The 24066-nt window shown below is 62.9% G+C and carries 22 protein-coding genes; 13 read left to right on the forward strand and 9 right to left on the reverse strand.

The window, feature by feature from the left end; genetic code table 11:
* Positions 1 to 36: 36 nt before the first annotated feature.
* Positions 37 to 684: a response regulator transcription factor gene (locus ACU8HS_RS14165; protein WP_112562960.1), complete on the reverse strand. Its 648-nt coding sequence runs from the start codon at positions 682 to 684 to the stop codon at positions 37 to 39.
* Entirely contained in the window at positions 671 to 2260 is a 1590-nt protein-coding gene (locus ACU8HS_RS14170; RefSeq protein ID WP_447014594.1) for an ATP-binding protein, read from the reverse strand. Before ACU8HS_RS14170 ends, ACU8HS_RS14165 begins: the two co-directional genes overlap by 14 nt.
* A 603-nt stretch (positions 2261 to 2863) precedes the next feature.
* On the opposite strand from ACU8HS_RS14170, the gene ACU8HS_RS14175 reads away from it, so the two are divergent.
* The 11 genes from ACU8HS_RS14175 to ACU8HS_RS14225 are packed head-to-tail and all read left to right on the forward strand — an operon-like array spanning position 2864 to position 16338.
* A complete protein-coding gene (locus ACU8HS_RS14175) occupies positions 2864 to 3859 on the forward strand; it encodes an aldo/keto reductase (protein ID WP_447014595.1) in 996 nt (331 codons plus the stop codon).
* A 48-nt stretch (positions 3860 to 3907) separates the two neighbouring features.
* The gene (fae, locus tag ACU8HS_RS14180; protein ID WP_037104361.1) at positions 3908 to 4417 is read left to right on the forward strand and encodes a formaldehyde-activating enzyme; all 510 of its coding nucleotides are present in this window, start codon (positions 3908 to 3910) and stop codon (positions 4415 to 4417) included.
* Position 4418: 1 nt separating this feature from the next.
* Positions 4419 to 5864, forward strand: a complete 1446-nt coding sequence (locus tag ACU8HS_RS14185; protein WP_112562955.1) for an NAD-dependent succinate-semialdehyde dehydrogenase — start codon at positions 4419 to 4421, stop codon at positions 5862 to 5864.
* Positions 5864 to 6859, forward strand: coding sequence for a LysR family transcriptional regulator (locus ACU8HS_RS14190; protein ID WP_447014596.1), 996 nt, complete (start codon positions 5864 to 5866; stop codon positions 6857 to 6859). The genes ACU8HS_RS14185 and ACU8HS_RS14190 overlap by 1 nt, the downstream gene beginning before the upstream one ends.
* A 35-nt stretch (positions 6860 to 6894) precedes the next feature.
* Entirely contained in the window at positions 6895 to 8520 is a 1626-nt protein-coding gene (locus ACU8HS_RS14195) for an ABC transporter substrate-binding protein (RefSeq protein WP_447014597.1), read from the forward strand.
* Positions 8521 to 8573: 53 nt separating this feature from the next.
* Positions 8574 to 9533 carry an ABC transporter permease gene (locus ACU8HS_RS14200; protein WP_377311337.1) on the forward strand — a complete coding sequence of 320 codons (960 nt, stop codon included), beginning with the start codon at positions 8574 to 8576 and terminating at the stop codon, positions 9531 to 9533.
* A gap of 7 nt (positions 9534 to 9540) precedes the next feature.
* Positions 9541 to 10386, forward strand: a complete 846-nt coding sequence (locus tag ACU8HS_RS14205; RefSeq protein WP_112562949.1) for an ABC transporter permease — start codon at positions 9541 to 9543, stop codon at positions 10384 to 10386.
* Positions 10383 to 11972, forward strand: coding sequence for a dipeptide ABC transporter ATP-binding protein (locus tag ACU8HS_RS14210; protein ID WP_112562947.1), 1590 nt, complete (start codon positions 10383 to 10385; stop codon positions 11970 to 11972). Before ACU8HS_RS14205 ends, ACU8HS_RS14210 begins: the two co-directional genes overlap by 4 nt.
* Positions 11973 to 12032: 60 nt before the next feature.
* Positions 12033 to 13487: an aldehyde dehydrogenase gene (aldA, locus tag ACU8HS_RS14215; protein ID WP_113413522.1), complete on the forward strand. Its 1455-nt coding sequence runs from the start codon at positions 12033 to 12035 to the stop codon at positions 13485 to 13487.
* A gap of 11 nt (positions 13488 to 13498) precedes the next feature.
* A complete protein-coding gene (locus ACU8HS_RS14220) occupies positions 13499 to 14716 on the forward strand; it encodes a mandelate racemase/muconate lactonizing enzyme family protein (RefSeq protein WP_113413523.1) in 1218 nt (405 codons plus the stop codon).
* 8 nt (positions 14717 to 14724) lie between these two features.
* Positions 14725 to 16338 carry a GMC family oxidoreductase N-terminal domain-containing protein gene (locus ACU8HS_RS14225; protein WP_113413524.1) on the forward strand — a complete coding sequence of 538 codons (1614 nt, stop codon included), beginning with the start codon at positions 14725 to 14727 and terminating at the stop codon, positions 16336 to 16338.
* Between the two features lies 1 nt (position 16339).
* Here the strand turns inward: ACU8HS_RS14225 and ACU8HS_RS14230 are convergent, their stop codons facing one another.
* Both ACU8HS_RS14230 and ACU8HS_RS14235 read right to left on the reverse strand, forming a co-directional pair.
* Positions 16340 to 16822, reverse strand: coding sequence for a cupin domain-containing protein (locus tag ACU8HS_RS14230; RefSeq protein ID WP_113413525.1), 483 nt, complete (start codon positions 16820 to 16822; stop codon positions 16340 to 16342).
* A 73-nt stretch (positions 16823 to 16895) separates the two neighbouring features.
* Positions 16896 to 18254 carry a M24 family metallopeptidase gene (locus ACU8HS_RS14235; protein WP_113413526.1) on the reverse strand — a complete coding sequence of 453 codons (1359 nt, stop codon included), beginning with the start codon at positions 18252 to 18254 and terminating at the stop codon, positions 16896 to 16898.
* Positions 18255 to 18402: 148 nt separating this feature from the next.
* Between ACU8HS_RS14235 and ACU8HS_RS14240 the strand changes: the two genes are divergently transcribed.
* Entirely contained in the window at positions 18403 to 19404 is a 1002-nt protein-coding gene (locus tag ACU8HS_RS14240) for a LacI family DNA-binding transcriptional regulator (RefSeq protein ID WP_113413527.1), read from the forward strand.
* A 57-nt stretch (positions 19405 to 19461) separates the two neighbouring features.
* Here ACU8HS_RS14240 and ACU8HS_RS14245 read toward each other — a convergent pair whose 3' ends face one another.
* The 5 genes from ACU8HS_RS14245 to ACU8HS_RS14265 are packed head-to-tail and all read right to left on the reverse strand — an operon-like array spanning position 19462 to position 23280.
* Positions 19462 to 20253, reverse strand: a complete 792-nt coding sequence (locus tag ACU8HS_RS14245) for a transporter substrate-binding domain-containing protein (protein ID WP_112562935.1) — start codon at positions 20251 to 20253, stop codon at positions 19462 to 19464.
* Positions 20254 to 20275: 22 nt separating this feature from the next.
* The gene (locus tag ACU8HS_RS14250; RefSeq protein WP_113413528.1) at positions 20276 to 21193 is read right to left on the reverse strand and encodes a N(4)-(beta-N-acetylglucosaminyl)-L-asparaginase; all 918 of its coding nucleotides are present in this window, start codon (positions 21191 to 21193) and stop codon (positions 20276 to 20278) included.
* An 8-nt stretch (positions 21194 to 21201) separates the two neighbouring features.
* The gene (locus ACU8HS_RS14255) at positions 21202 to 21936 is read right to left on the reverse strand and encodes an amino acid ABC transporter ATP-binding protein (protein ID WP_447014598.1); all 735 of its coding nucleotides are present in this window, start codon (positions 21934 to 21936) and stop codon (positions 21202 to 21204) included.
* A 1-nt stretch (position 21937) separates the two neighbouring features.
* Positions 21938 to 22609 (reverse strand): amino acid ABC transporter permease, encoded by a 672-nt coding sequence (locus ACU8HS_RS14260; RefSeq protein WP_113413530.1) that lies wholly within the window; start codon positions 22607 to 22609, stop codon positions 21938 to 21940.
* Positions 22609 to 23280 (reverse strand): amino acid ABC transporter permease, encoded by a 672-nt coding sequence (locus tag ACU8HS_RS14265; RefSeq protein ID WP_113413589.1) that lies wholly within the window; start codon positions 23278 to 23280, stop codon positions 22609 to 22611. The genes ACU8HS_RS14260 and ACU8HS_RS14265 overlap by 1 nt, the downstream gene beginning before the upstream one ends.
* A 229-nt stretch (positions 23281 to 23509) precedes the next feature.
* Here ACU8HS_RS14265 and ACU8HS_RS14270 point away from each other — a divergent pair, with 229 nt between their 5' ends.
* Positions 23510 to 24040: a hypothetical protein gene (locus ACU8HS_RS14270; RefSeq protein WP_377311331.1), complete on the forward strand. Its 531-nt coding sequence runs from the start codon at positions 23510 to 23512 to the stop codon at positions 24038 to 24040.
* Positions 24041 to 24066: the final 26 nt, after the last annotated feature.

A 24066-nucleotide genomic window follows, 5' to 3' on the forward strand; every position in this document is an offset into this window, starting at 1 on the left:
ATGGTGGCGCGGTACCATACAAGGGTCTAGGTTCGGTTATCTGCCTTCCAGCATCTCCGCCTTGCGCACCAGATCGGCTACCGAGCGGACCTGCATCTTGCGCATGACATTGCCGCGATGCAGCTTCACGGTGATTTCGCTGATTCCGAGGTCATAGGCGATCTGCTTGTTCATCAGCCCCTTGACGACGGCGGCCATCACCTCCCGCTCGCGCGGCGTCAGCGTATCGACGAGCGAGGCGACCGCGTCGCTTGCGGCCATTTCCCGCCGGCGGGCCATATCCTTTTCGATCGCGACGCCAACGGCATCGAGAATATCCTGGTCGCGGAAAGGTTTTGTGAGGAAATCGACCGCGCCGGCCTTCATCGCCCGCACGCTCATCGGAATATCGCCGAAGCCGGTCATGAAGACGATAGGCATCCTGCTGCCGATCCGTTCAAGATGAAGCTGAAAATCCAGCCCGCTCAGGCCCGGCAGGCGCACGTCGAGGAGAATGCAGCCCGGCCGGCGCAGGTCGGCGGCGTCGAGGAAGGCGGCCGTGGTCGCGAAGGAGACGGCATCCATCTGGATCGACCGGAAGAGATCGACAAGCGACTCGCGGATGGATTCGTCATCGTCGACGACATAGACGATCGGCAATGCGGATTGAGCGGCTGCCTTCGATGCGGCACTAGTGTCGGTCATGCTCGTCCTCAATCGGTATGATCATTTCGAAGATGGCGCCCCCTTCGGGATGGTTGCCGGCAATGAGCTGACCGCCTCCGGCTTCCAGCGTGCTGCGGCAGATCGATAGACCCATGCCCATTCCGGAGGGCTTGGTCGTGAAGAAGGGGGTGAAGAGCTTCGCCATCGCCTCCTCGCTGATGCCGGGTCCGAAATCCCTGACGGAGAGGGTGACGAATATATCATCCTTCCTGGCGAGTGAGACCAGAATCTTGCGCCGGTCGATTGCCGTCTCGCGCATGGCTTGCACGGCATTGGTGACAAGGTTGATGAGAACCTGCTGCAGTTCGATGCGGATTGCCTTTACTGTGAGCGGCCCTTCGGCCGGGGCCACGTCGAAATCGACCATGTCGCGCTGGAAGTCGTGTTCCATCAGGGCGCGCGTTTCCTCTACCAACGCTTCGAGATCGACCTGTTCGGGCGTGCGGTCGGCCTGCGTCAGCATGGAGCGGGTATTGTGGATGATCTCGCTCGCCCGCTGGCTGTCGCGGATGATGCGTTCGGCCGAGCGGCGCACCGCGGCAAGATCGGGAGGTTCGCGATTCAGCCATCTGAGCAGCGTCTGGGCGTTGACGACGATGGCGCCGAGCGGCTGGTTGAGTTCGTGGGCGAGCGAGGCGGACAAGGTGCCGACGGTTGCCGCGCGGGCGGCACGAGCCAGCTCGTCCTGGGCCTCGCGAAGGGCCTTCTGCATCATCTCCCGCTGCGTGATATCGACCATGCCGACCACGACGCGGTTGAAGGCGGCGGGGTCTTCGGGAAAACTCATGCTCATGATGACGAGCCTGGTTTCGCCGTTCTCGGCTATCAGATTGCCCTTGCCCTCGAAATGCCGCTCGCCGCGAAAGATGGCGTTCATCAGTTCCAAGAAGGTATCGTCGTCAGGGGCGATGTAGCGGCGCATCGCGCGCGAGGGAAGACCGTCGGCCACGTGGCCGAGCAGTTCGAGCGCCGCGTCGTTGGAGGCGATGGTGCGGATGAGGCCCGTGCAGGTGGCGATGACGCCGGGGTTCGTTCGGTAGTAGTCTTTGAGATCGCTCACGCCTTCCGCCTTCAATGACATCAGGAAGGCTCGCACTGCGGAATAGTCGCGCTCCCAGAGCGCGATGCGGCTGTGCTCGAAAATATAGCGGTAGCGGGTTTCGCTGTCGCGGAGGTGCAGGTTGGCCTCGATCAGCCCGACGCGTGCGGTCTCGTTCCTGAGAATGAGCGCGCAGGTGATGGTGATGGCGGCGAGAGAGACTGCAAGGCGCAGCTGGGCTGGCACATTTTCCTCGAGACCATGCGAATAGAGATAGGCAAAAAGGGTAAGGCCGGCGCAGATGACCGCCAGCAGCGTCGTGCCAAGCCGCGTCAGCATTTCCGCCGATAGCAGCAGCACGATGACATAGAGGACGGCAATGGCGCTTTCGATCTCGGTGAAGGCGTCGACATAGAGCACGGTGGCAGCCAGCACCAGCGCGATCAGGCCGAGCGTGATCTCATGCGAGAGCGTTCCCCGCCGGTTGATGAGTTTCGATACAAAAGCTGATCCCATACCCCCTCGCTGTTGGTTGAGGTCCTCTGCCCATACCGTTCGGTGCGCGTTTACCTTAATGGCGCGTTTGTCGGCGCAAAACTATACCAAAGTGTTGGAAGCATAGGCCGAATTGGCTCCGGTGTTTGAAAGAAAAGACCGTCCCGGGCGGCGGGACGGTCTATGGCGGATGGGAGGATCCGCGGGGCTTCGGCGGAGGGGAGCGCCTGCCCTGGAGGTGGCAAGGGGCGATGCCACCAGCCTGGAACCGTGAATGGTCAGGTCGGTTCCGAGCTACGAATATAGAATAGACCCAAGGGCCCTTAGACATAACTATACTTAGGTTTTGGTCCGGCCATACGAAGCGGCAGGTCAGGCTTGCGGGCAAATAAACTTGATACGCGTCCGCATAACTTCCGCAATCGCAACGAAACTGCGGCAGATGGCGGGCGGAGCCGATCAAGTTCATAGGCCCGCAACGGAAAAGCCTGCCGCGCATATTTCCGCGGGCGGCCGGTCGCGCCGTATCTCATTTTGAGATAGCCGCATCGAATAAACCTATTTGTCACAATAGTGTCGCCACGGCATAGTCTTAGGAGGGAGAAACACTTTTAGGACATCGCTGTGGAATATGTGCGCTTTGGCCGGACCGGCCTGAAGGTTTCGTCGCTTTGCCTTGGTACCATGGGTATCGGCTCATCCAGGTGGAAGGGTTGGGTGCTCGACGAGGAAAAGTCGGTACCGATCCTCAAGAAGGCGCTCGATGTCGGCATCAACTTTTTCGACATGGCGGACTGGTATTCGACCGGTATCAACGAACAGGTGGTCGGCCGCACGCTGCTGTCGCTGACGGATCGCGAAAAGCTGGTGCTCGCCACCAAGGCCTTCTATCCGATGAGCGACGATCCGAACGACAAGGGCCTGTCGCGCAAGCATCTGATGGCCTCGATCGACAAGTCGCTGAAGCAGATGGGCACCGACTATGTCGATCTCTATGTCATCCATGCCTTCGATCCGGAAACGCCGATCGAGGAAACGATGAGCGCGCTGCACGACATCGTGAAGTCGGGCAAGGCGCGCTACATCGGCGCTTCCACCATGTATTCCTGGCAGTTCGCCAAGATGAACCATGTCGCCGACCGGAACGGCTGGACGCGGTTCGTCAACATGCAGTGCCAGTATTCGCTGCTCTATCGCGAGGAAGAGCGCGAAATGATGCCTTATTGCCAGGACGAGGGCATTGCGGTCACGACCTTCTCGCCGCTCGCTCGCGGTTATCTTGCCGGCGGCGGTTCGGCGCCGCGTATCGCGCATGACCTTTACCTCGACTGGTTCGGCGACGAGATCGACCAGGAGATCGCCAAGCGTGTCAACGAGATCGCCGCCAGACGCGGCAAGACGGCAAGCCAGATCGCCCAGGCCTGGGTCATCGGCTCCGGCAACAGCACGGTTCCGATCGTCGGGACGGAAAGCCCCGAGCATGTCGTTGCCGCGATCGAAGCTGCGGCGATCGAACTCACGGCGGAAGAGCGCGCCTTCCTGGAAGAGCCCTACCGCCCGCGCGACATGATCAACGACTATAACCCGGTCCGTCGCCCGCGCGCACTTTCAAGGGAGTAATGGGCAAGGGCATAATGGGTTCGACTCGCATCGCTACTGGAGATTTCAATGCTTTACATCGGTGAAGGCTTCGAGGGTTCCGGCCCGAACGCTGCCCATATCAACCTCTATCTCGGCCCGAAGAACGGCCCGATTTCCGGTGCGCTCGCCGGCGCGGCCGCAAGCCCCGGTCCCGGCCACCTGCCGTTCCAGGCCGTGCTGAAGCCTAACCTTCCGGCCAAGCCCGTGACGCTCTTCATCGCCAAGGCGGTGATGGAATCGGGATCCTCGCACGAGCTGATGACCTGGGGACCGGCACAGGCCGGCGTTGCCGCCGGCATTACTGCTGCCCTGCTCGATGGTTCGCTGCCGGCCGAGGCTGAGGATGACTGGGTGGCGATTGCCGCCGTCTGGGTCAATCCGTCGGCAAACGATGCCGAAGAAGTGTATCATAACAACAAGGCTGCAACGCATCTTGCAGCCAAGCGCGCGCTGCTGAAGGGCTGGCCGTCGCGTGCCGAGCTTGCCGAAGGCGTGGCAACGGTCGGCAATCCGTTCTTCACGCCGAAGGTTGCCTGATATGAAGCTAGTGGAAGACAATGCGCTGATCGGTGGAGGATGGGGAAGTGCGGCCGACAGCAGGCGGTTTGCCGTGCTCAACCCCGCCGATGGCAGCGAGCTTGCGACCGTGCCGGATTGCGGCGCGGCGGAAGCCCAGCAGGCGGTCGATGCCGCAGCGAAGGCCTTCAAGACCTGGCGCAAGACGCTCGCCTCGGAACGCTCCGCCGTGCTGCGCCGCTGGGCGGAACTGATGCTTGCCAATCAGGACGATCTCGCGCGGCTTTTGACCGCCGAGCAGGGCAAGCCGCTTGCCGAAGCGCGCGGCGAAGTTGCTTATGCGGCCGGGTTCCTCACCTGGTTTGCCGAGGAAGGTCGCCGCTCGCATGGCGGCGTCGTGCCGTCGCACAAGGCCGATGCGCGCATTGTCGTGATGAAGGAGCCGGTCGGCGTCGTCGCGGCTGTCACGCCGTGGAATTTCCCGCTGGCGATGATTACCCGCAAGGTTGGTCCCGCACTTGCTGCAGGCTGCACGATTGTCATCAAGCCGGCTGAGGATACGCCGCTTTCGGCGCTGGCACTTGCCCGTCTCGGCGAGCAGGCCGGCGTTCCCGCCGGTGTCGTCAGCGTCGTGACGACGAAGTCGCCCGCCGATGTCGTCGGCGTCTGGATGAAGAGCCCTGTCGTGCGCAAGTTCTCCTTCACAGGATCGACGGCGACCGGCAAGCTGCTCATGCGCCAGAGTGCGGATACGGTGAAGCGCATCAGCCTCGAACTCGGCGGCAATGCGCCGCTGATCGTCTTCGACGATGCCGATATCGATCAGGCGGTGCGCGGCACGATCGCCTCCAAGTTCCGCAATACCGGGCAGACCTGCGTCTGCGCCAACCGCATCCTCGTCGAGGACGGCATCTACGACCGCTATGCCGAGGCGCTTGCCAAGGCCGTCGCGGCCATGAAGGTCGCGCCCGGCGTCGAGGACGGCGCGGCCCAGGGACCGCTCATCAATGCGCCGGCGCTGACGAAGGTCGAACGGCATGTGAGCGATGCTGTGGAAAAGGGTGCCAAGGTTTTGACCGGCGGCAAGCCGCACGCGCGCGGCGGCCTTTTCTACGAACCGACGGTTCTGACCGGCATGACGACCGATATGGCGCTGGCGACCGAAGAGACCTTCGGCCCGGTCGCCGGCCTTTTCCGCTTCAAGGGCGAGGAAGAGGCGATCGCGCTTGCCAATGACACGGAAACCGGCCTCTCGGCCTATTTCTTCACGCAGAATCTCGGCCGCGCCTGGCGCGTCGCCGAAGCGCTGGAAGCCGGCATGGTCGGCATCAACGAGGGCGTGATCTCGACGGAAGTGGCACCCTTCGGCGGCGTCAAGCAATCCGGCCTCGGCCGCGAAGGTGCCGCCGAAGGCCTCGACGAATATCTTGAGAGCAAATACGTCCTGTTCGGCGGGCTTGCGGGATAATGACGGAGGATCGCTCTCCCCAGACGAAGAAGGAGCCGGCGGTCGATCGCCGCCGGTTGCCGCTGAACGCGCTGCGGGCCTTCGAGGCCGTGGCGCATCACGGCAGCTTCACGGCGGCAGCCGTCGCGCTCAACATTTCGCAGAGCGCGCTTTCGCGGCATGTCATCGGTCTGGAAGAGAGCATCGGCCGCAAGCTTTTCGAACGCGGCCACAAGGCTACGACGCTCACCGACGACGGACGCTCGCTCGCCGCCGGCATCGGCAAGGGTTTCGACCGTATCGAACAGGCGATGCGCGAAGTCTGCGCGCCGGATGAGCAGCGCCAGCGGAAGCTGCGCATCAACCTGCCGCCGAGCTTTGCCATGAAGCTCACCGTGCCGCTGCTGACCGATTTCCGGCGCAGCTTCCCGGATGTGCTGCTGGAGGTTTCGACACCCTACGGGGTGCCGGACAGCGAATTCGACGTGGCGGTCGTCTATACGCGGCCGGCCGTCGACGAATGGATCACCGACCTGCTCTGGGAGGAGCGGCCGACGATCCTGTGCCATCCCGATCTGGTCAGGGGAGGGGTTTCGGATCTGGCGGATTTCATTGCCGCAAACGAGATCATCCACATCAAGATCGTCGACATGGAGCCCTACGTTACCTGGCAGCGCTTCCTTGTACAGAACGGTCTTGGCGGGGTTTCCGTGGCTCGCGGCGTGACCTTCGACAGCGCCAGTCTCGGGGTTCAGTACGCATTGTCGGGGCAGGGCCTGGTGCTGGCAGATCCGGCATTGTTTCGGGAGGAAATAGAAAGCGGCCGCTTGGTTGCGCCGGTCACCGCACACTATTACGAAGGCTTCGGCTATTACCTGAAGACCGATGCGGAGGGGCTGGTGGATCCTTTGATTGCAGGGTTTCGATCCTGGATTATCAGCCGCTTCAGCAATCGCATGGTGAACGAAGGTGAAAAGCCCGCCCTGCGCATCGTGTCTGGCACAGAGGGTGCCTGAAACGAATTCACTGCCATTCAAGGAGGAGGCAGATCATGACTGAATTGAAGACCCATAGCGGCAAGCCGCTGCATCCCTCGGTGCCGGAACTGTGCGAGCAGGTCCGCGCCGGCAAGATCGATCGCCGCGGCTTCCTGCGTGCCGTCGCCTGGCTCGGTGTGACGGCGGCCTCCGCCAGCGCCTTCCTCGGCGACAGCAAGCCCGCACTTGCTCAGGAAACGCCTGTGGATGGTGGCACGCTGCGTTTCGGCTGCCAGATCCAGGAACTGACAGATCCGATGATGACGAGCTGGATCGAGGCGTCGAACCTCTATCGCAACAGCCTGGAATTCCTGACCTTTGTCGATGCCGACAATGTCACTCATCCCTATCTGGCCAAGAGCTGGACGCCGTCTGCCAATCTCAAGACCTGGGATTTCGAGCTTGACGAACGCGCCAAATGGTCGAACGGCGATGCCTTCACGCCCGAAGACGTGATCTTCAATATCCAGCGCTGGATCGCACCGGACTCGCAGTCTTCCAACAAGACCGCCTTCTCGGCCGTCGAGAAGGTGGAAAAGACCGGCGACCATACCGTCCGCATCACGCTGTCGCGCGCCGTTTCCTCGTTGCCCGAACAGCTCTATTCCTACACCTGCCCAATGTTGCATCGCGACTTCGTCAAGGGCGGCGCCAACTGGCCGGCCAACCCGATCGGCACCGGCCCGTTCAAGCTGGAGAGCTATGAAGTCGGCCGCCAGGCCGTGTTCTCCAAGCGCGCCGATTACTGGGGCAAGCCGGCTCATCTCGACGGTATCCAATATATCGACCTCGGCACGGATATCACCACGCATCTTGCGGCGCTCTCGAGCGGCCAGATCGACATCATCTATCGCGCGACGATCGCCGAATACGATCTGATGAAGTCGCTGCCGAATATCCAGATTCTGACCGGCAAGGCAGCCCATACGCTCGTCATGCGCATGCAGTCCGACCAGAAGCCGTTCGACGATATCCGCGTGCGCAAGGCCGTGCAGCTTGCCGCCGACAACAAGCAGATGCTCGATGTCGCCTATCGCGGCGAGGGCGAAGTCGGCGCCAACTTCCACGTCTCTCCGGTCCAGCCAGACTATTTCGCGCTGCCGGCGGTTGCCCGCGATGTGGAAAAGGCCAAGGCGCTGCTTGCCGAAGCCGGCCACAAGGACGGTCTCGATCTGGAACTGACGCTCGGCAATACGCAGGGGACCTGGGAACAGGATACCGCGCAGGTGCTGCAGCAGAACCTTGCCGAAGCCGGCATCCGGCTGAAGCTCAACGTTCTGCCGGCCTCGCAGTACTGGCCGATCTGGGACAAGGTTCCCTTCGGCCTGACCTACTGGGCGCACCGTCCGCTCGGCGCCATGACGCTCGACCTTGCCTACCGCTCCGGCGGCGCCTGGAACGAGAGCCATTTCGCCAGCAAGGAATTCGACGCTGCGCTCGACAAGGCGCTTGCCGTCGTCGATCCGGCCAAGCGTCCCGAAGCCATGAAGGATGTCGAGCAGATCCTGCAGGATTCCGCCGTCATCATTCAGCCCTATTGGCCGAACCGCTTCAGCGCTGCCGCCACCACCGTCCGCGGCTTCCAGCTTCACCCGGCGGATTATTTCCGCATGGACGGCGTCTGGCTCGCCAAGGCTTGATCTTCGGCGGGGCCGCTCATCGCGGCGGCCCCGACCCGGCAAAGAGGTGGTTCGTGACTGTTTTTCTTTTCATTCTGCGTAAACTGGCAAGCGCTCTCGCGGTGATGTTCACCGTGTCGCTGCTCGTTTACCTGGCGCTGGAGGTCAATGTCGGCGATGTCGCCGTCAAGGTTCTCGGCCAGTTCTCGACGCCGGCCCAGCGCGCCCAGTGGCTGACAGCCAACGGTTACGACGATCCCTTCATCATCCGTTACGGCCGCTGGCTCTGGTCCTTCGTGACCGGCGATTGGGGAATGTCCACCTATTATCGTGCGCCGGTTTCCCACCTGATCCCGGATCGGCTTGCCGCCTCCGGCATTCTTGCTGGCGGGGCGCTGCTCATCATCGTTCCGGTCGGCCTGTTTGCGGGCATCATCGCCGGCATGCGCCCGGGCTCCGTTCTCGACCGCATCATTTCCTTCATCGCGATCGCCACGACCTCGATCCCGGATTTCGCCTCCGCCGTTTTCTTCTCCGCCGTCTTCGTGTTCTGGCTGCACTGGTTGCCCGGCGCCAGCACGATGCTGACGGGCTTTTCGCTGCAGCAGATCATCCTGCCGGTCCTGGTGCTCGGCTTCTATTCGACCGGTTACCTGGCACGTGTCACCCGCGCCTCGATGATCGAGGTCATGGGCACGCACTATGTCCGCACGGCGCGGCTGAAGGGTGCGAGCACGGCGCGCATCGTCTGGCGCCATGCTTTGCGCAACGCGCTGATCACGCCTGTGACCGTCATCATGCTGCAGCTCCCGTGGCTTCTGTCGGGCGTCATCGTCGTGGAGGTTTTCTATGCCTATAAGGGCTTCGGCACGCTTCTCTACGACGCCGCGCTCAACAGCGATATCCGCCTCGTCGAGGCCTGCGCGATGGTGAGCGTCGTGGTGGTCGTTGCGACGCAGATCCTCTCCGACCTCGCCTATGGCTGGCTCAATCCGCGCGTCTCGCTGCTCGATGCGGCCAAGGGACGGAAGTGAGGGCGCCATGCGGAAAACCGTAACACCCTACCTCTCCAATCCCGTCATTCTGATCGGCGGGTTCCTCACGATCGGCTGGCTGCTGGTGGCGATCTTCGCGCCGTGGCTTGCGCCCTATGATCCGATCCGCACGCTGCTGCCGCTCGCAAAGCCGGGTATGGCCGATCCCTCGGGCAATGTCTTCTGGCTCGGAACGGACAAGCTCGGCCGCGATATTCTCTCTCGCCTCATCTATGGCGCACGCACCGTCGTCGTCTTCTCGACGCTGGCGACGTTGACGGCCTATGTGGTCGGCGTCGTGCTCGGGCTTGCCGCCGGTTACTGGCGCGGCTGGGGCGATGCGGTTCTGTCCTATGTCGCCAATGTGGTGCTCTCCTTCCCGGTGCTGGTGCTCTACATCGTCATCATCGTCGTGGTCGGTTCCTCGCCTTTCAACATCGTGCTGGCCGTCACCTTCGGCAGCGCGCCGGCGATCTTCCGCATCGTGCGCGGCATCACCATCGACGTCGCCAGCCGTGATTACGTGGCGGCGGCGGTGACGCAGGGCGAAAGCACCTGGCGCATCATGCTCTTCGATATTCTGCCCAATGCCAGCGGGCCGCTCGCCGTCGATTTCTGCCTGCGCCTTGGCTACACGGCGATCACCATCGGCACGCTCGGCTTCCTCGGTCTCGGTCTGCCGCCGCCGACGCCGGATTGGGGCACGATGGTCAATGAAGGCCGCGCCATGGCGATCGCCTTCCCGCATCTCGTGATTTTTCCATGCCTTGCGATCTCGTCGCTGATGCTGGGCTTGAGCCTGCTGGCCGACGGATTGCGGGAAGTCTCGGAAGCGCAGGGGAGGCGCGCATGAGCAGCAACGAAAGCCAGCCGATCCTTCGGGTCGAGAACTTAAGCGTCGCCCTGCCGAAGGGTGCTGACCGGCCCTATGCCGTGAAAGCTGCAAGCTTCGATCTGAAGGCGCGCGAAATCCTCTGCATCGTCGGCGAGTCCGGTTCGGGCAAGTCGGTGCTGTCGAGCGCGCTGATGGGTGCGGTCGCGGAAGGGCTGAAGGTTGCCGGCGGCAAGGTTGTGCTCGGCGATACCGATCTCGTCGGCCTTTCCGAGCGGGCGTTCCGCGCTATCCGCGGCAGCGATATCGCCATGATCTTCCAGGAGCCGATCGCCTCGCTCAATCCGGCGATGACGGTTTCGGCGCAGATCGAGGAAGTCTTCGAACTGCATTCGGATTTCGATGCCGCCGAGCGCAGGAGACGCGCCCGGGCGCTGGTCGAATCCATGCATCTGCCGAACCCGGACCGTATCCTGCAGGCCTATCCGCATGAGCTTTCCGGCGGCCAGTGCCAGCGCGTCGTCATCGCCATGGCGCTTGCCATGAACCCGCGCGTGCTGATCGCCGACGAGCCGACGACCGCACTCGATGTGACCACGCAGGCGCAGGTGCTGAAGCTGGTGCGCGAGCTGCGCGACGTGCACGGCCACGGCATCGTCTTCATTACTCACGATTTCGGCGTGGTGGCCGATATTGCCGACCGCGTGGCCGTCATGCGCCATGGCGAGATCGTCGAGATCGGCGAGGCGAAACAGGTGCTGACGGCACCTGTTCATCCCTACACGAAGGAGCTGATCGCCGCCGTTCCGAGCCTGACGCCGCATGGCCGACCGGCGGCGCAGACCGGCGAGCAGCCGGTGCTTGCGGTGCATGATCTGCAGCATTCCTACGGCAGCGTTCAGGTTCTGAAACATGTGGAGCTCAGCCTGCTGCCGGGCCGCGTTGTCTCCATCGTCGGCGAATCCGGTTGCGGCAAGTCAACGCTTGCCAAGGCGATGATCCGGCTGATCGAGCCGAAGAGCGGCCGGGTGGAAGTCGCGGGTGCCGATCTTCTCGGCCTTTCGCCGGCGCCGCTGCGGGCGCGCCGCCGGTCGATCCAGATGATTTTCCAGGATCCGTTCGGCTCGCTCAATCCGCGCCGCCGCGTCGGGCCGATGATCGCGCGTTCCGCCATGCTTGCCGGTGTCGAGGCGGGCGAGGCGCGCCGCAGGGCGGAAGAACTGCTTGATCTCGTCGGCCTGCAGAAGAGCGCCTATTGGCGCAAGCCGTCGGCTTTCTCCGGCGGGCAGCGCCAGCGCATCGGCATTGCCCGCGCGCTTGCCATGCGGCCGGACGTGCTGATTGCGGATGAGAGCGTTTCGGCGCTCGACGTCTCCGTTCAGGCGCAGGTTCTGAAACTGCTTCGCGAATTGCAGGAGAAGCTGCAGCTCGCCATCGTCTTCATCACCCACGACCTGCGCGTCGCGGCCCAGATCAGCGACGAGATCGTGGTGATGCAGAAGGGTGAAATCGTCGAACGCGGCAGTGCGGCCCAGGTGCTGCAGGCGCCGACACACCCCTATACGAGAACACTTCTCGACGCGGCGCCGGGCCGCAGCACGTTCTAGCCGCCGCTTCCGGGCGTCGGCACCCTGTTTCGTTTCAACGCATGGCCGGCAGAGGCCGGCATGCGCGTGATTGTCTATTGTCCCGAGGATGCCGTCATGACGGAATATCGCAATTTCATCGCCGGAGAATTCCGGTCTTCCGGCACTCTGGTGCCGGTGCTCAATCCGGCAACGGAAGCCCAATTCGCCAAGGTGCCGTCGGCGACGGCCGATGAAGCCGTCAAGGCTGTCGAGGCGGCGGCGAAAGCGCAGAAAGAGTGGCGGGCGCTGCCGGCCATTGCGCGCGGCGATGCGCTGCGCAAGCTTGCTGTTGTCATCGAGCAGCGGGCGGAAAAGATCGGTTCGGCGCTGGCGCTGGAATCCGGCAAGAGCCTTGCCGATGCGACGGGCGAGGCGATCTACGCTGCCGAGCTGATGCGCTATCATGCCGAATGGGCACGCCGCATCGAGGGTGAAATCATCCCGAGCGACAATGCCAACGAAACGCTGCTTCTGAAGCGCGAGGCGATCGGCGTCGTCGCCTGCCTGATCCCCTTCAATTTCCCGATCTACACGCTGGTGCGCAAGATCGCGCCGGCGCTGATTGCCGGCAACGCGGTCGTCGTGCGCCCGAGCAATTCGACGCCGACCTCGGCCTTCGAAATTGCCGAAGCCGTGGTCGAGGCGGGACTGCCGGCCGGGCTTATCAATATCCTCACCATGTCGCATGAGGTTGCGGCGACACTCTGCACCCATCCGAAGGTCGGCATGATCACGCTGACCGGCAGTCTGCAGGCCGGCCGTGTCGTGCTCGACTATTGCAAGGCGAACATTGCCAAGCCGTCGCTGGAACTCGGCGGCAAGACGCCCGTCATCATCGAGCCGGATGCCGATCTCGATGCCGTTGCCGCGCAGCTCGTTGCCGCCAAGACCAATCATTGCGGCCAGCTCTGCACGGCGCCGGAGCGTGTCTATGTGCACCGTTCCATCCATGATGCGCTGCTTGCCGAGCTGAAGGCCGGCTTTGCCGCACGCGCCTTCGGCGACCGTTCGGTCGATGCGTCCCGCGTCGGGCCGCTCGCCACCAAGGCTGCGCAGACCAATGTGCATAAGGCCGTCCTGAAGGCGGTGGAGCAGGGGGCGCGTATCGAAGCCGGCGGCATCCTGCCTGAAGGCCCCGGCTTCTTCTATCCGCCGACGCTGCTTTCCAATTGCCGCCAGGACATGAAGATCATTGCCGAGGAAATTTTCGGGCCGGTTCTGCCTGTTGTTGCCTACGATACGACCGAGGAGGCGCTGGCGCTCGCCAACGACCATCAGTTCGGTCTGAGTTCGGTGCTCTTCACCAACGATCACCGCACGATCATGCGCTTTTCCGACGCGATCGAAGCCGGCGAATTCTACGTCAACCGTTTCCCGGCCGATCCCTACCAGGGCTATCACGCCGGCTGGAAGCGCTCCGGCCTTGGCGGCGATGACGGCAAGCACGGCATGCTCGAATTCACCCAGACGCGCCTCGTCATACTCAAGCATTGAGGATCACGGCCATGCAGATCGCATCGCTTTCCACCCATGTCGTCGCCGTTCCGCCGCCGCATATCGGCGGCATGTACTGGATCTTCGTGCGGCTGACGACAGCCGACGGTATCGAGGGTGTCGGGGAAATCTATTCGACCGCCTTCCATCCGCAGGCGCTCGTGCCGCTGATCGAAGACGTCTTCCAGCGCTATCTGCTCGGCCATGATCCGCATGATATCGAGCGTTTCTGGCGGCTCGCCTATTCGAGCGGTTTTACCCAGCGCCCGGACCCGACGATGATGGGCATCGTCTCCGGCCTGGAAATCGCCTGCTGGGACATTATCGGCAAGGCGGCCGGCAAGCCGGTGCACAAGCTGATCGGCGGGCGCGTGCATAAGAAGCTGCGCGCCTATACCTATCTCTATCCGAAGAACGCGGCCGGCGAATATGACTATAACGATCCCGACCTCGCCGCCGAATGTGCGGTGAAGATGGTCGAGATGGGCTTTACCGCCGTCAAGTTCGACCCGGCCGGTCCCTATACGGCCTATTCCGGCCATCAGCTTTCGCTCGGCGTCATGAACCGCTGCGAGGAATTCTGCGCCCGGATTCGGGAGGCTGTCGGCAGCAGCGCCGATCTGCTCTTCGGCACGCATGGGCAGATGGTGCCGTCCTCGGCGATCCGGCTGGCGCAGCGGCTGGAGAAATATGATCCGCTCTGGTTCGAGGAGCCGGTGCCTCCGGGCCAGGAAGAGGCGATGGCGGAAGTTGCCCGCAAGACCTCGATCCCGATTTCGACCGGCGAGCGGCTGACGACGAAATACGAGTTCCAGCGCGTGCTGGAAACCGGTGCGGCCTCTATCCTGCAGATGAACGTGGCGCGCGCCGGCGGCATTCTGGAATCGAAGAAGATCGCCGGCATGGCGGAGGCGCATTACGCGCAGATCGCGCCGCATCTCTACAACGGCCCGATCGGTGCCGCGGCCAGCATCCAGCTTGCCGCGTCTTCGCCGAATTTCCTGATCCATGAGGCGATCGTCGATTTCTCGGGCTTCTATGCCGAGATCCTGAAGACACCGCTGCGTTTCGAGGACGGCTATCTGATCCCGTCGGACGAACCGGGACTGGGCGTGGAGCTCGATCTCGATGTCGTCGCCAAACACTCGCCTTACGAAGGACAGCGGTTGCATCTGCAAATGGATGACAAGCCTGCCGACGTGAAGGCCTTTGCGCCGGCCCGCGGCTGAGAACGAAGATGACGACATACGATTATATCATCGTCGGCGCCGGCTCGGCCGGCTGCATTCTGGCCGCGCGCCTCAGCGAGAGCGGCAGGCACAACGTGCTTTTGATCGAAGCCGGCGGCAATGATAGCTCGCCCTGGTTTCGCATCCCGGTCGGTTATGCGCGCTCCTACTACGATCCGAAGGTCAACTGGATGTACTGGAGCGAGCCGGAAGCGGCACTGAACGGCCGGCGCATTTATGCGCCGCGCGGCAAGGTGCAGGGCGGTTCGGGCTCCATCAATGCGATGATCTTCGTGCGCGGCGCGGCCGACGATTTCGACGACTGGAAGGCCGCCGGCAATCTCGGCTGGGGCTATGAAGACGTGCTGCCCTTCTTCCGCAAGCTGGAAACGCATGCGGGCGGCGAGAGCAAATATCATGGCGGCGGCGGGCCGATCCACGTCACGCCGATGCGCGGCCAGTCGCATGCGATCACCGACCGCTTTCTGGAGGCGTGTGCCGAGCTGCAGCTGCCGTTGAACGGGGATTTCAACGGCGAGAGCATCGAGGGCGCCGGTATCTACGACATCAATACGCGCAACGGCGTGCGTTCTTCCTCGTCGCTTGCCTATCTGCGGCCGGCGCTCGGACGGCCCAATCTTGCGATCTTACGCAAGAGCCGCGTGCGCCGGGTGATCGTCGATGCCGAGGCGCGCGCGACCGGCGTCGAGGTGATCGGGCCGGGTGGCGTCACCAGCTATGCGGCGCGGCAGGAAGTCGTTCTTTCGGCCGGCGCGGTCGATACGCCAAAGCTGTTGCAGCTTTCCGGCATCGGCGACGGGGCGCATCTGCAGTCGCTCGGCATTCCGCTCGTCCGGCACCTGCCGGCGGTCGGCAAGAACCTGCAGGACCATCTCTGCGCCAGCTTCTACTATCGCTCCACCGTGCCGACGCTGAACGACGAACTCGGCACCATCTTCGGGCAGGCGCGGCAGGCGCTGCGCTACATCCTGACCCGGCGGGGGCCGCTGGCGCTGAGCGTCAACCAGGCGGGCGCCTTTCTGCGCGGCAGTCCGGAGGAAGAGCGGCCGAATATTCAGCTCTATTTCAACCCGCTCTCCTATCGCATCCCGAGCGATCCGAAGGCGGGACTGAAGCCGGAGCCCTATTCGGGCTTCCTTCTGGCTTTCAATTCTTGCCGGCCGACGAGCCGCGGTTCGGTCAGCATCGTCTCGCCCGAACTGGCGCATGCGCCGCAGATCCGGCCGAACTATCTCGGTACCGCCCATGACGAGGAGGAGGTCATTCAGGGAAGCCGGCTGGTGCGACGGATCATGGAAGCGCCGGCGCTGCGGGCCATCACCGAAACGGAGATGCCGCCCTCAGCGGAGGCTCAGACCGACGAGGAGCTGCTGACCTATTTCCGGGGCAATTCCGGCTCGATCTATCACCTCTGCGGATCGGCTGCGATGGGGCCGGATGAGACGACATCCGTCGTCGATGCGTCGCTGAAGGTGCATGGCGTAAACGGGCTCAGGATCGTCGATGCTTCTATCTTCCCGAACATCACGGCCGGCAATATCAACGCGCCGACGATGATGGTGGCGGAGAAGGGCGCGGCGATGATCCTCGCCGCTGCCTGAGCTATACCTGGTGCCGGTGGATCGGGTCGATCCACGGCACGTCCTCCGGCTTTTCGACCGGTTCGATGTCGAGGTTGACGACCACAGGTTCCTGGCCTGAACGCACGAGCACGCATTCCAGCGTCTCGTCGCGGCTGGCATTGATTTCCTGATGCGGCACGAAGGGCGGCACGTAAATGAAATCGCCGGGGCCGGCTTCCGCAGTGAATTCGAGCTTTTCGCCCCAGCGCATGCGGGCCTTGCCTTTGACCACATAGATGATGCTTTCGAGATCGCCGTGGTGATGGGCGCCGGTCTTGGCATTGGCGTGGATCGTCACCGTGCCGGCCCAGATCTTCTCGGCGCCCGCACGCGCATTGTCGATGGCGGTCGCGCGGTTCATGCCCGGCGTCTGGGCGGTGTTTGGGTCGAGCGCATTGCCGGGAATGACCTTCACGCCGTGGTCGCGCCAGTCGATATGCTTGTGGTCGTGATCGTCGCTCATGCCGCTCCTCCGCTTTTGAACGCAATTTAGGCAAGGCGGGACCGGCGGCCAAGAGCTGCCGGTCCTTTATCCGTCATTCGCGGATCAGTACGTGATTGTCCTTCAGCCAGAAGGGTGGCAGATAAAGCGGCGTATCCGAGAGCGGCAGGATGCATTCCTTCAGGGCAACGCCGAGCTTGTCCGCCATGAAGGCGCGGCGGGCGGCGATGCGGGCATGCATCTCGGGATAGCGGGTGCGGATGGCATCGCGCAGGTCGGCATCGGCAAAGGCGATTGCATCCTCGCAGTTCAGCGCCCAGCCGGCCGGCATCGGCACGGGTATGACATCGACCTGGAAGGGCATGCCGGAACGCAGGCGCTCGATGGAACCGGGGCGAACAGGCGAATGCAGCCATTCCTCGTGGCTGCCGAGGTGGCCGGGGTTGAGAGCGGAGTTCAGGCCGGCGGATTTCAGCTTCTCGGTGACGGCGGTGAAGAGGTCGCCGCCGGTCGTGCCGATATCGGCGGTCTCATACCAGGTGATCAGCGCTTCGAAATAGGCCTTGGCGGATTTGAGAAAGGCCTCGTCATGATCGGTCAGCAGGCCGGCCCGCGAGGAGAGGGCGCCCCAGTAACCGAGCGCGGTGGTGACGCCGTCGCCCTTCTTCAGGCGACGGGCCGTCGGGCTGCGCAGGCCGACGATGTTTTCGCCCTTGCAGACGGAGGCGAACATGGTGTGGACGTTCAGCGGATCGCCCTCGTAGCCCAGCCGGCCGAGCGCTTCGAATTCGGTGTCGCCTTCGCGGACGCCGGATACGACGCGCCAGAGTGCGCGCGAGCAGCGGGCCGACGCCCATTCGAAGGCGGCAAGCTGGTCGACATCGACGACGGATCGCAGGCCGTTTTCCGGATGCATCACGACGGCCGTTGCGTCGGTAACGCTGCCGGCAACACGGCGGAGTACAGCGACGATGAAATCGGGGACGAAGAAGCAGTTTGCGTGGTCCTCGTCCTCTTCCGCCGAAAGATATTTCCAGCCGACGAGGCCGATGCTGTCGTCCTTGCCGATGCCGGCATCGACAAGGCGGTCGGCAAGACGCGGGTTCTGCGTGCGGTCCTGGCCCATGAGGCTGAAGGTCTGTGCCCGCAGCACTTCGATGCCGGGCAGGCGGGCGAGCACCGTATAGCTTTCGGATTCATTGCCGGTGATGACGATGCGCTTTCCCTTGGGGCCGAGCAGCAGCAGGGCCTCCTCGAAGCGCGGCTCGAAGCCGGAGAGGAACATGATATTGCCGAAATGCTCACGGTCGCCATAGACGACGAGCCAATCCGTGCCGGCAGCCTTCAGCGCAGCGTCGGCGCGGGCGGCGTAGGTCCCGGCCGGGATCTGTGGCTGATCGGCGGCGACCGGCCCGAAATCGGGCAGGCCGAGGGGCGAGAGGGTGATTGCCATGCGGTTCCTCCATTCAAGCTGGCATTGAGGCGAAAAGCGGCGTTGGCACCGGTTTCAGTGCCGTGAAAGTGGATGATTGCAAGTTTCCGATAGCGAAGATGCGCTTGTCTGCGCTATCACGCCATGACTGGTTGGAAAGCGCTCGAATATGACACAGAACAATGGCCGCGATGCCGCTCCGACGATTGCCGATGTTGCAAAGCTCGCCGGCGTGTCGCGCGCGGTTGCGAGCCGGGCGCTGTCCAACGAGCCGAGGCCGGTTTCGGCCGACAAGCGCGAACGGGTGGTCGAGGCCGCCGCCCGGCTCGGCTACAAGCCGAACCTTCTGGCGCAGAGCCTGACGACCAAGACGGTCAATCTCGTTGCGGTCGTCGTCAACCACATCCACGATCTTTCCGACCTCGATCTTTTCGACCGGCTGCTGGACCAGATCCAGTCGATCGGCAAACAGGTCATCATGATCCGCATCGGCTCGGTCGCCCGTGTGGAGGAATTCCTGCGCAATGGCGTGGCCTATCATGTCGATGCGGCGCTGGTCTTTTCGGATTTTGCGGATGCGGCGACGGTCAGGCGCATGTTCCGCTCCGATCTCGTCGTCATGCTGAACGGGCTGCATGACGATCTCTCGCCGGTGGTCATTCCCGATGAGGGCAGCGGTATTGCCGAGGCCGTGGCCGACGCCGCGAGAAAAGGCGTCCGGCAGGCTGGGCTTGTGACCGGGCGTTCGTCCTCGCCGATGGAGCAGGCGCGCATCGGCTTCTACAGGCAGGCTTTCGCCGAGAACGGCATAGAGCTGGTGCGCACGGTGCAAGGCGACTATTCCTACGAGAGCGGGCATGCGGCAGCCAAGGAACTGACCGGCGCCGATTGCCCGGATGCGATCTTCTGCACGTCGGATGCGATGGCCATGGGCATTCTCGATGTCTGCCGCGCCGATTTTCCCGGCAACCGGCCGACACGCTTCCGGCTCTACGGTTTCGACAATCTCTCGCTCACCGATTTCGATGCCTATCCGATCTCCTCGATCGGTTACGACAAGGGCGTCTATGTGGAGCAGATGGTGGATTTCATCGCCAATCCCGGCGATTTCCGTCCCGGCCAGCCGCCAGTCATCGTGCCGACGACCTATTTTCCGCGCCTGACTTCCTGATGGTAATGACATCCTGATAGCAAACAGGCCGCCCGGAGGCGGCCTGTCAGGATCATCTCACCACTGCGGGTTCAGAGCCGGCGGGTTGGCTTCGGGACCCCACCATTTCTTGTAATTGGCTTCGTAGGCGCCCGACTGAATGTAATCGGAGACGAACATGTCGAGCCAGCGAACGAATTCCGGATCGCCCTTGGCAACGGCAATGCCGATCGGGTCGTTGGAATAGAGGCCGGCAAGGGTCACGAGCGTCGGGTTCTTGGTGGCGAGGTAGTCGAGCAGCGAGGAGTCCTCGATCGCGGCGTCGACGCGCTTCTGCTGGAGCTGCAGGACGCCATCGGGGGCGAACTGGTCGACATAGACGAGCTGTGCGTCCGGAACGGCGGATTTCAGGAAGGTTTCGCCGGTCGTGCCGCGGCCGACGACGACCTTCTTGCCGGCGAGATCCTTCAGTTCCTTGATGCCGGCGTCCTTCTGGACGATGACGCGCAGGCCGGCGCGGTTGTACGGGATCGAGAAATTGACGACCTTGGCGCGCTCGAGCGTGGCCGACGTATTGGCGATCGCCACGTCGATCTGGCCTGACACCAGCATGGAGATGCGGGCATCACCCGAAACGTCGGTGAATTCGACGGGTACGCCGAGCTTTTCCGCCAGGCGATTGGCGACATCGACGTCATAACCGACCGGGTTGTTCTGGGCGTCGCGGAAGCCGATCGGCTCGCCGCCGAGCGACACGCCGATGCGCACGACGCCGCGCGAGCGGATATCGTCGATCATGCCGGCCAAGGACGGAAGCGCAGAGCCGGCAACGATGGCCAGCGCGGCAATGGCTGTGAGAATGCGTTTCATGGTTCCATTTCCCTCTTCTTGATTATGCCTGTTTCGCGACCCGAAGTTCCGGTTCGGGCATCGAGTCCTCCCAGAGCCAGTAGCGGATTTCGCCCTCGCATCTGAAATTCACGACCTCATGGTTTCCCTTTGCGTCGACGGCATGGATGACCACGCCGGCCAGGAAACCGGAGGACAGTTCCTTGAGCTCCTCAACAGCCAGCTTGACGGCGTCGGAGAGCGAATAGCCGAATTTGAGCGCCAGAACGACGGTGCGCGCAGTCGAGCAGCGCATGGTCATCTCGCCGGTATGAGTGCAGGCGGCCGCACCGTAACGGCTGTCGGCATAGAAGCCGGCGCCGGGAATGGGGCTGTCGCCAAGACGGCCGGGATATTTCCAGGCCCAGCCGGAGGTGGATGTCGCAGCATGGATGCCGCGCGTCGGATCGGCAGACAGAAAGACGGTGGTGTCGCGCACACGCTCGGGATCGGTGATGGCGCGGCTCAGGGGGGCCAGCGGGATATCGGGGAATTTCGCCAGATCTTCCGGCGAGAGTTCCTTTTCCAGCCGCTCCCACCAGACGCGCTTGCTGTCCTCGAAGAGCACGTCGTCCTTGGAGAAACCGATTTCACTGGCAAAGCGGCGCGCGCCGTCGCCGGTCAGCATCACATGCGGCAGGCGCTTCATCACTTCATGGGCGAGACGGGCGACCGGCAACGTGTTCGGCACGGCGCCGACGGTGCCAACATCGCGGGTATTGCCGTCCATGACGGCGGCGTCGAGTTCCATGTTGCCAAGCATGTTCGGCCAGCCGCCGTAACCGACGCTGCGCACCTTGACTTCGCTTTCCACCTTACTGATGCCGGCGACCATGGCGTCGAGGCTGACGGCGCCCTCGCGCAGCATCTGCACCGTCGTCGGGAAACCGGGCCAGGCTTCTTTATTGGCCAAGAGCAGCATGAATACCTCTAATCTTTACGCATTTTGGACAGGAACTGGGCGATACGCGGATTGGCCATGCCGCCCTCGGCGGCGAAGAAATCCGCAGTCGGAAGGTCGACGAGCAGCTTGCCCTTGTCGAGGAAGACGATGCGGTTGGAAATCTGCCGGGCGAACTCGATCTCGTGGGTGACGAAGAGCATGGTCGTGCCCTCGGCCGCGAGCTTGGCGAGGATCGCCAGAACCTCGGCCGTCATTTCCGGGTCGAGGGCGCTGGTCACTTCATCGAGCAGCAGGTAGCGCGGTTGCATGGCAAGCGCCCGGCAGATGCCGACACGCTGCCGCTGGCCGCCGGAAAGCTGGGCCGGATAGGCATCGGCGCGGTCGCCGAGGCCGACGGAGGCCAGCAGCGCGCGAGCAGCGGCTTCGGCTTCTGCGCGCGGCTTCTTCAGCACTTCGATCGGCGCCAGAGTGACGTTACCGAGCACCGTCATATGCGGATAGAGATTGAAGAGCTGGAAGACGGTGGCCGAGCGCTTGCGGGCTTCGGCCAATTCCTTCGGCTTGCTGACGTCGAAATCGTCGACGGTGATGTGGCCGCCGTTCAACTTCTCCAGGCCGTTGATGCAGCGGATCAAAGTCGATTTGCCGGAGCCGGAGGAGCCGAGAATGGAAACGACCTCGCCGGGATTGATGGTGAGATCGACGCCATCGAGAACGGTGACGGGACCGAAGGCCTTTTTGACGTTTTCTACTTTGAGCATATTAGAGCCCTCTCCAGGCGGCATGCGCCCTGAGGCGGTTTTCGAAGCGGGCGCCGAGCTTTGCGAGCAGCTTGGCGCAGACGTAATAGAGCAGGCCGACCACGGTCCAGACGATGAAGGGTTTTAGCGTGCGCAGGTTGAGGATATTGCCGATCTTGGTGAGATCGACGACGCCGATGACCGAGATCAGCGACGTGACCTGCAGCTGGTTGACGAGCAGCGCCGTCAGCGGGCCGATGGCGAAGGCCATGGCCTGGGGGGCCACGACATGGCGCAGCACCTGCCAGCGCGTGAGGCCGAAGACGCGGGCGGCCTCGATCTGGTCGCGGCCGATGGATTCGATCGCCGAGACCGCGATGACATAGACGAAGGCGGCGGTGTTGGCAGAGAGCGTGATGGTGGCGGCCGCGGTCGGCGTGATGCGGATGTGGAAAAGGCCGGGCAGGCCGAAAAAGACCAGGAAGAGCTGTACCAGGACAGGCGAGTTCTTCAGCAGTTCGGCAAAGAAGGTGATGATCGGGGTCAGCGCGGGCACACGGTAGAAGCGGCAGACGGCCCAAAGCGTGCCGATCAAGAGGCCGACCAGCGATGTCGAGAAGAACAGGCCGAGGCTGACGCCGAGACCCTGCAGCAGCAGCCAGATGTCGAAGGGCGTGAAATCGGAAAAGCGCATCAGGCAACGGCCTCCATCATGTCGCGGTTCAGGCGGCGGTGGAGGAGGGCGATGCCGAGCGAGACGAGATAGGTCAGCGCAGCATAGACGACGAGCAGCACGACATAGACTTCGAAGGGCCGGTAGGTCTGCGAGACGACGATCTGCGCCGAGCCGGTCAGCTCGTTCAGCGTGATGGTCGAGAGGATCGAGGACGTGAGGATCATGTTGATCAGCACCGAGCCGAGCGGGCGAACGGAGGTTCTGAGCGCGATCGGCAGCACGATCTTGGTGAAGACTATCCGGCGCGACAGGCCGCAGACCTCAGCCGCTTCGATAATGCCCTGGTCGATCGCCAGGATGCCGGCGCGGATGACGTCGGAGGCATAGGCGCCGCCGGCAATCGACAGTGCCACGACCCCCGTCGTGAAGGCATCGATATAGATGCCGATCTCCGGCAGGCCGTAATAGAAGAAGAACAGCTGCACGATGAAGGGCACGTTGCGGAAGATATCGACGTAGACGAAGGAAATCCGGCGCAGAAGGGCGGATGAGGAGGTGCGCGCAATGGCGACGAACGCGCCCATGATGACGCTGCCGATCAGTGCCAGGGCACAGGCCTCCGCCGTCAGCAGCGCGCCCTGCGCGAGAAAGCCCAGATGGGGCAAGAGGATCGAAAGGTCGAACCGCACGATCACTCCCTATGTACGATTGAAACCGGTTTCATCGTGTCGTTTGTGCGCCCTGATGTCAAGAACGCCTGATACGAAATGCTGATATATCTGTGGCGAAAAGTTCGTTTTTGCCGGTAACGTTCGGCGGAATATTTTTCGTCAAAAGGCGAAAAAGCTGGATGAATATGGACTGCACAATATCTCACCACCTCGCTAGCCTTTATCGCACAAAGAAAGAGCAATCCGCATGAGCCAGCTTCCCCCGATCGACTACGACACCGCTTCCGCGGAGATTCGCGCAGCGCACGACGAGGAAGTGCGGGTTCGTGGCAATATGACCAACATGAAGCGGACGCTGCTGCATTCGCCGGAGGCTCACCGCATCTATGCCGAATGGTTCACGCTGAGGGCCGAGCTCAACCCTGCCATCAGCGATCGCGAGATCTGGATCTTTTCGCATGCGATCTCCAAGGCGCTGAAGTCCGATATCGCCGTCACCTTCTTTCGCCGCGCGCTGATCAGGAACGGGTTCAACCCGGATGCCCTCGAACTCAGCGAGAGGGAATCGCTGCTTAAACGTTTTGGCACGGCCATTGTTGCCGATTCCAAGGCCATTCCCGCCGATATCTGGGCCGAACTGAAGGCGCGCTACGACACCAAGGTGCTCGTCGATCTCGTGGCCTTCGCCGGCATCATGATTGCCACTGCCGTCTACATCAATGTTGTCGAGGTCGATTTCGACCCCGAGCTTGAGGCGTTTGCCGAAGGCGCCAACTGAACTTTTCATCACCCGAGGGGAGTTTT

Source organism: Rhizobium sp. KDH_Rht_773_N (assembly GCF_052946295.1).

Coding starts and splice junctions, on each gene's coding strand:
- ACU8HS_RS14165 (WP_112562960.1), bottom strand. CDS start 684: ATGACCGACACTAGTGCCGCATCGAAGGCAGCCGCTCAATCCGCATTG.
- ACU8HS_RS14170 (WP_447014594.1), bottom strand. CDS start 2,260: ATGGGATCAGCTTTTGTATCGAAACTCATCAACCGGCGGGGAACGCTC.
- fae (WP_037104361.1), top strand. CDS start 3,908: ATGCTTTACATCGGTGAAGGCTTCGAGGGTTCCGGCCCGAACGCTGCC.
- ACU8HS_RS14185 (WP_112562955.1), top strand. CDS start 4,419: ATGAAGCTAGTGGAAGACAATGCGCTGATCGGTGGAGGATGGGGAAGT.
- ACU8HS_RS14190 (WP_447014596.1), top strand. CDS start 5,864: ATGACGGAGGATCGCTCTCCCCAGACGAAGAAGGAGCCGGCGGTCGAT.
- ACU8HS_RS14195 (WP_447014597.1), top strand. CDS start 6,895: ATGACTGAATTGAAGACCCATAGCGGCAAGCCGCTGCATCCCTCGGTG.
- ACU8HS_RS14205 (WP_112562949.1), top strand. CDS start 9,541: ATGCGGAAAACCGTAACACCCTACCTCTCCAATCCCGTCATTCTGATC.
- ACU8HS_RS14210 (WP_112562947.1), top strand. CDS start 10,383: ATGAGCAGCAACGAAAGCCAGCCGATCCTTCGGGTCGAGAACTTAAGC.
- aldA (WP_113413522.1), top strand. CDS start 12,033: ATGCGCGTGATTGTCTATTGTCCCGAGGATGCCGTCATGACGGAATAT.
- ACU8HS_RS14220 (WP_113413523.1), top strand. CDS start 13,499: ATGCAGATCGCATCGCTTTCCACCCATGTCGTCGCCGTTCCGCCGCCG.
- ACU8HS_RS14225 (WP_113413524.1), top strand. CDS start 14,725: ATGACGACATACGATTATATCATCGTCGGCGCCGGCTCGGCCGGCTGC.
- ACU8HS_RS14230 (WP_113413525.1), bottom strand. CDS start 16,822: ATGAGCGACGATCACGACCACAAGCATATCGACTGGCGCGACCACGGC.
- ACU8HS_RS14235 (WP_113413526.1), bottom strand. CDS start 18,254: ATGGCAATCACCCTCTCGCCCCTCGGCCTGCCCGATTTCGGGCCGGTC.
- ACU8HS_RS14240 (WP_113413527.1), top strand. CDS start 18,403: ATGACACAGAACAATGGCCGCGATGCCGCTCCGACGATTGCCGATGTT.
- ACU8HS_RS14245 (WP_112562935.1), bottom strand. CDS start 20,253: ATGAAACGCATTCTCACAGCCATTGCCGCGCTGGCCATCGTTGCCGGC.
- ACU8HS_RS14250 (WP_113413528.1), bottom strand. CDS start 21,193: ATGCTGCTCTTGGCCAATAAAGAAGCCTGGCCCGGTTTCCCGACGACG.
- ACU8HS_RS14255 (WP_447014598.1), bottom strand. CDS start 21,936: ATGCTCAAAGTAGAAAACGTCAAAAAGGCCTTCGGTCCCGTCACCGTT.
- ACU8HS_RS14260 (WP_113413530.1), bottom strand. CDS start 22,609: ATGCGCTTTTCCGATTTCACGCCCTTCGACATCTGGCTGCTGCTGCAG.
- ACU8HS_RS14270 (WP_377311331.1), top strand. CDS start 23,510: ATGAGCCAGCTTCCCCCGATCGACTACGACACCGCTTCCGCGGAGATT.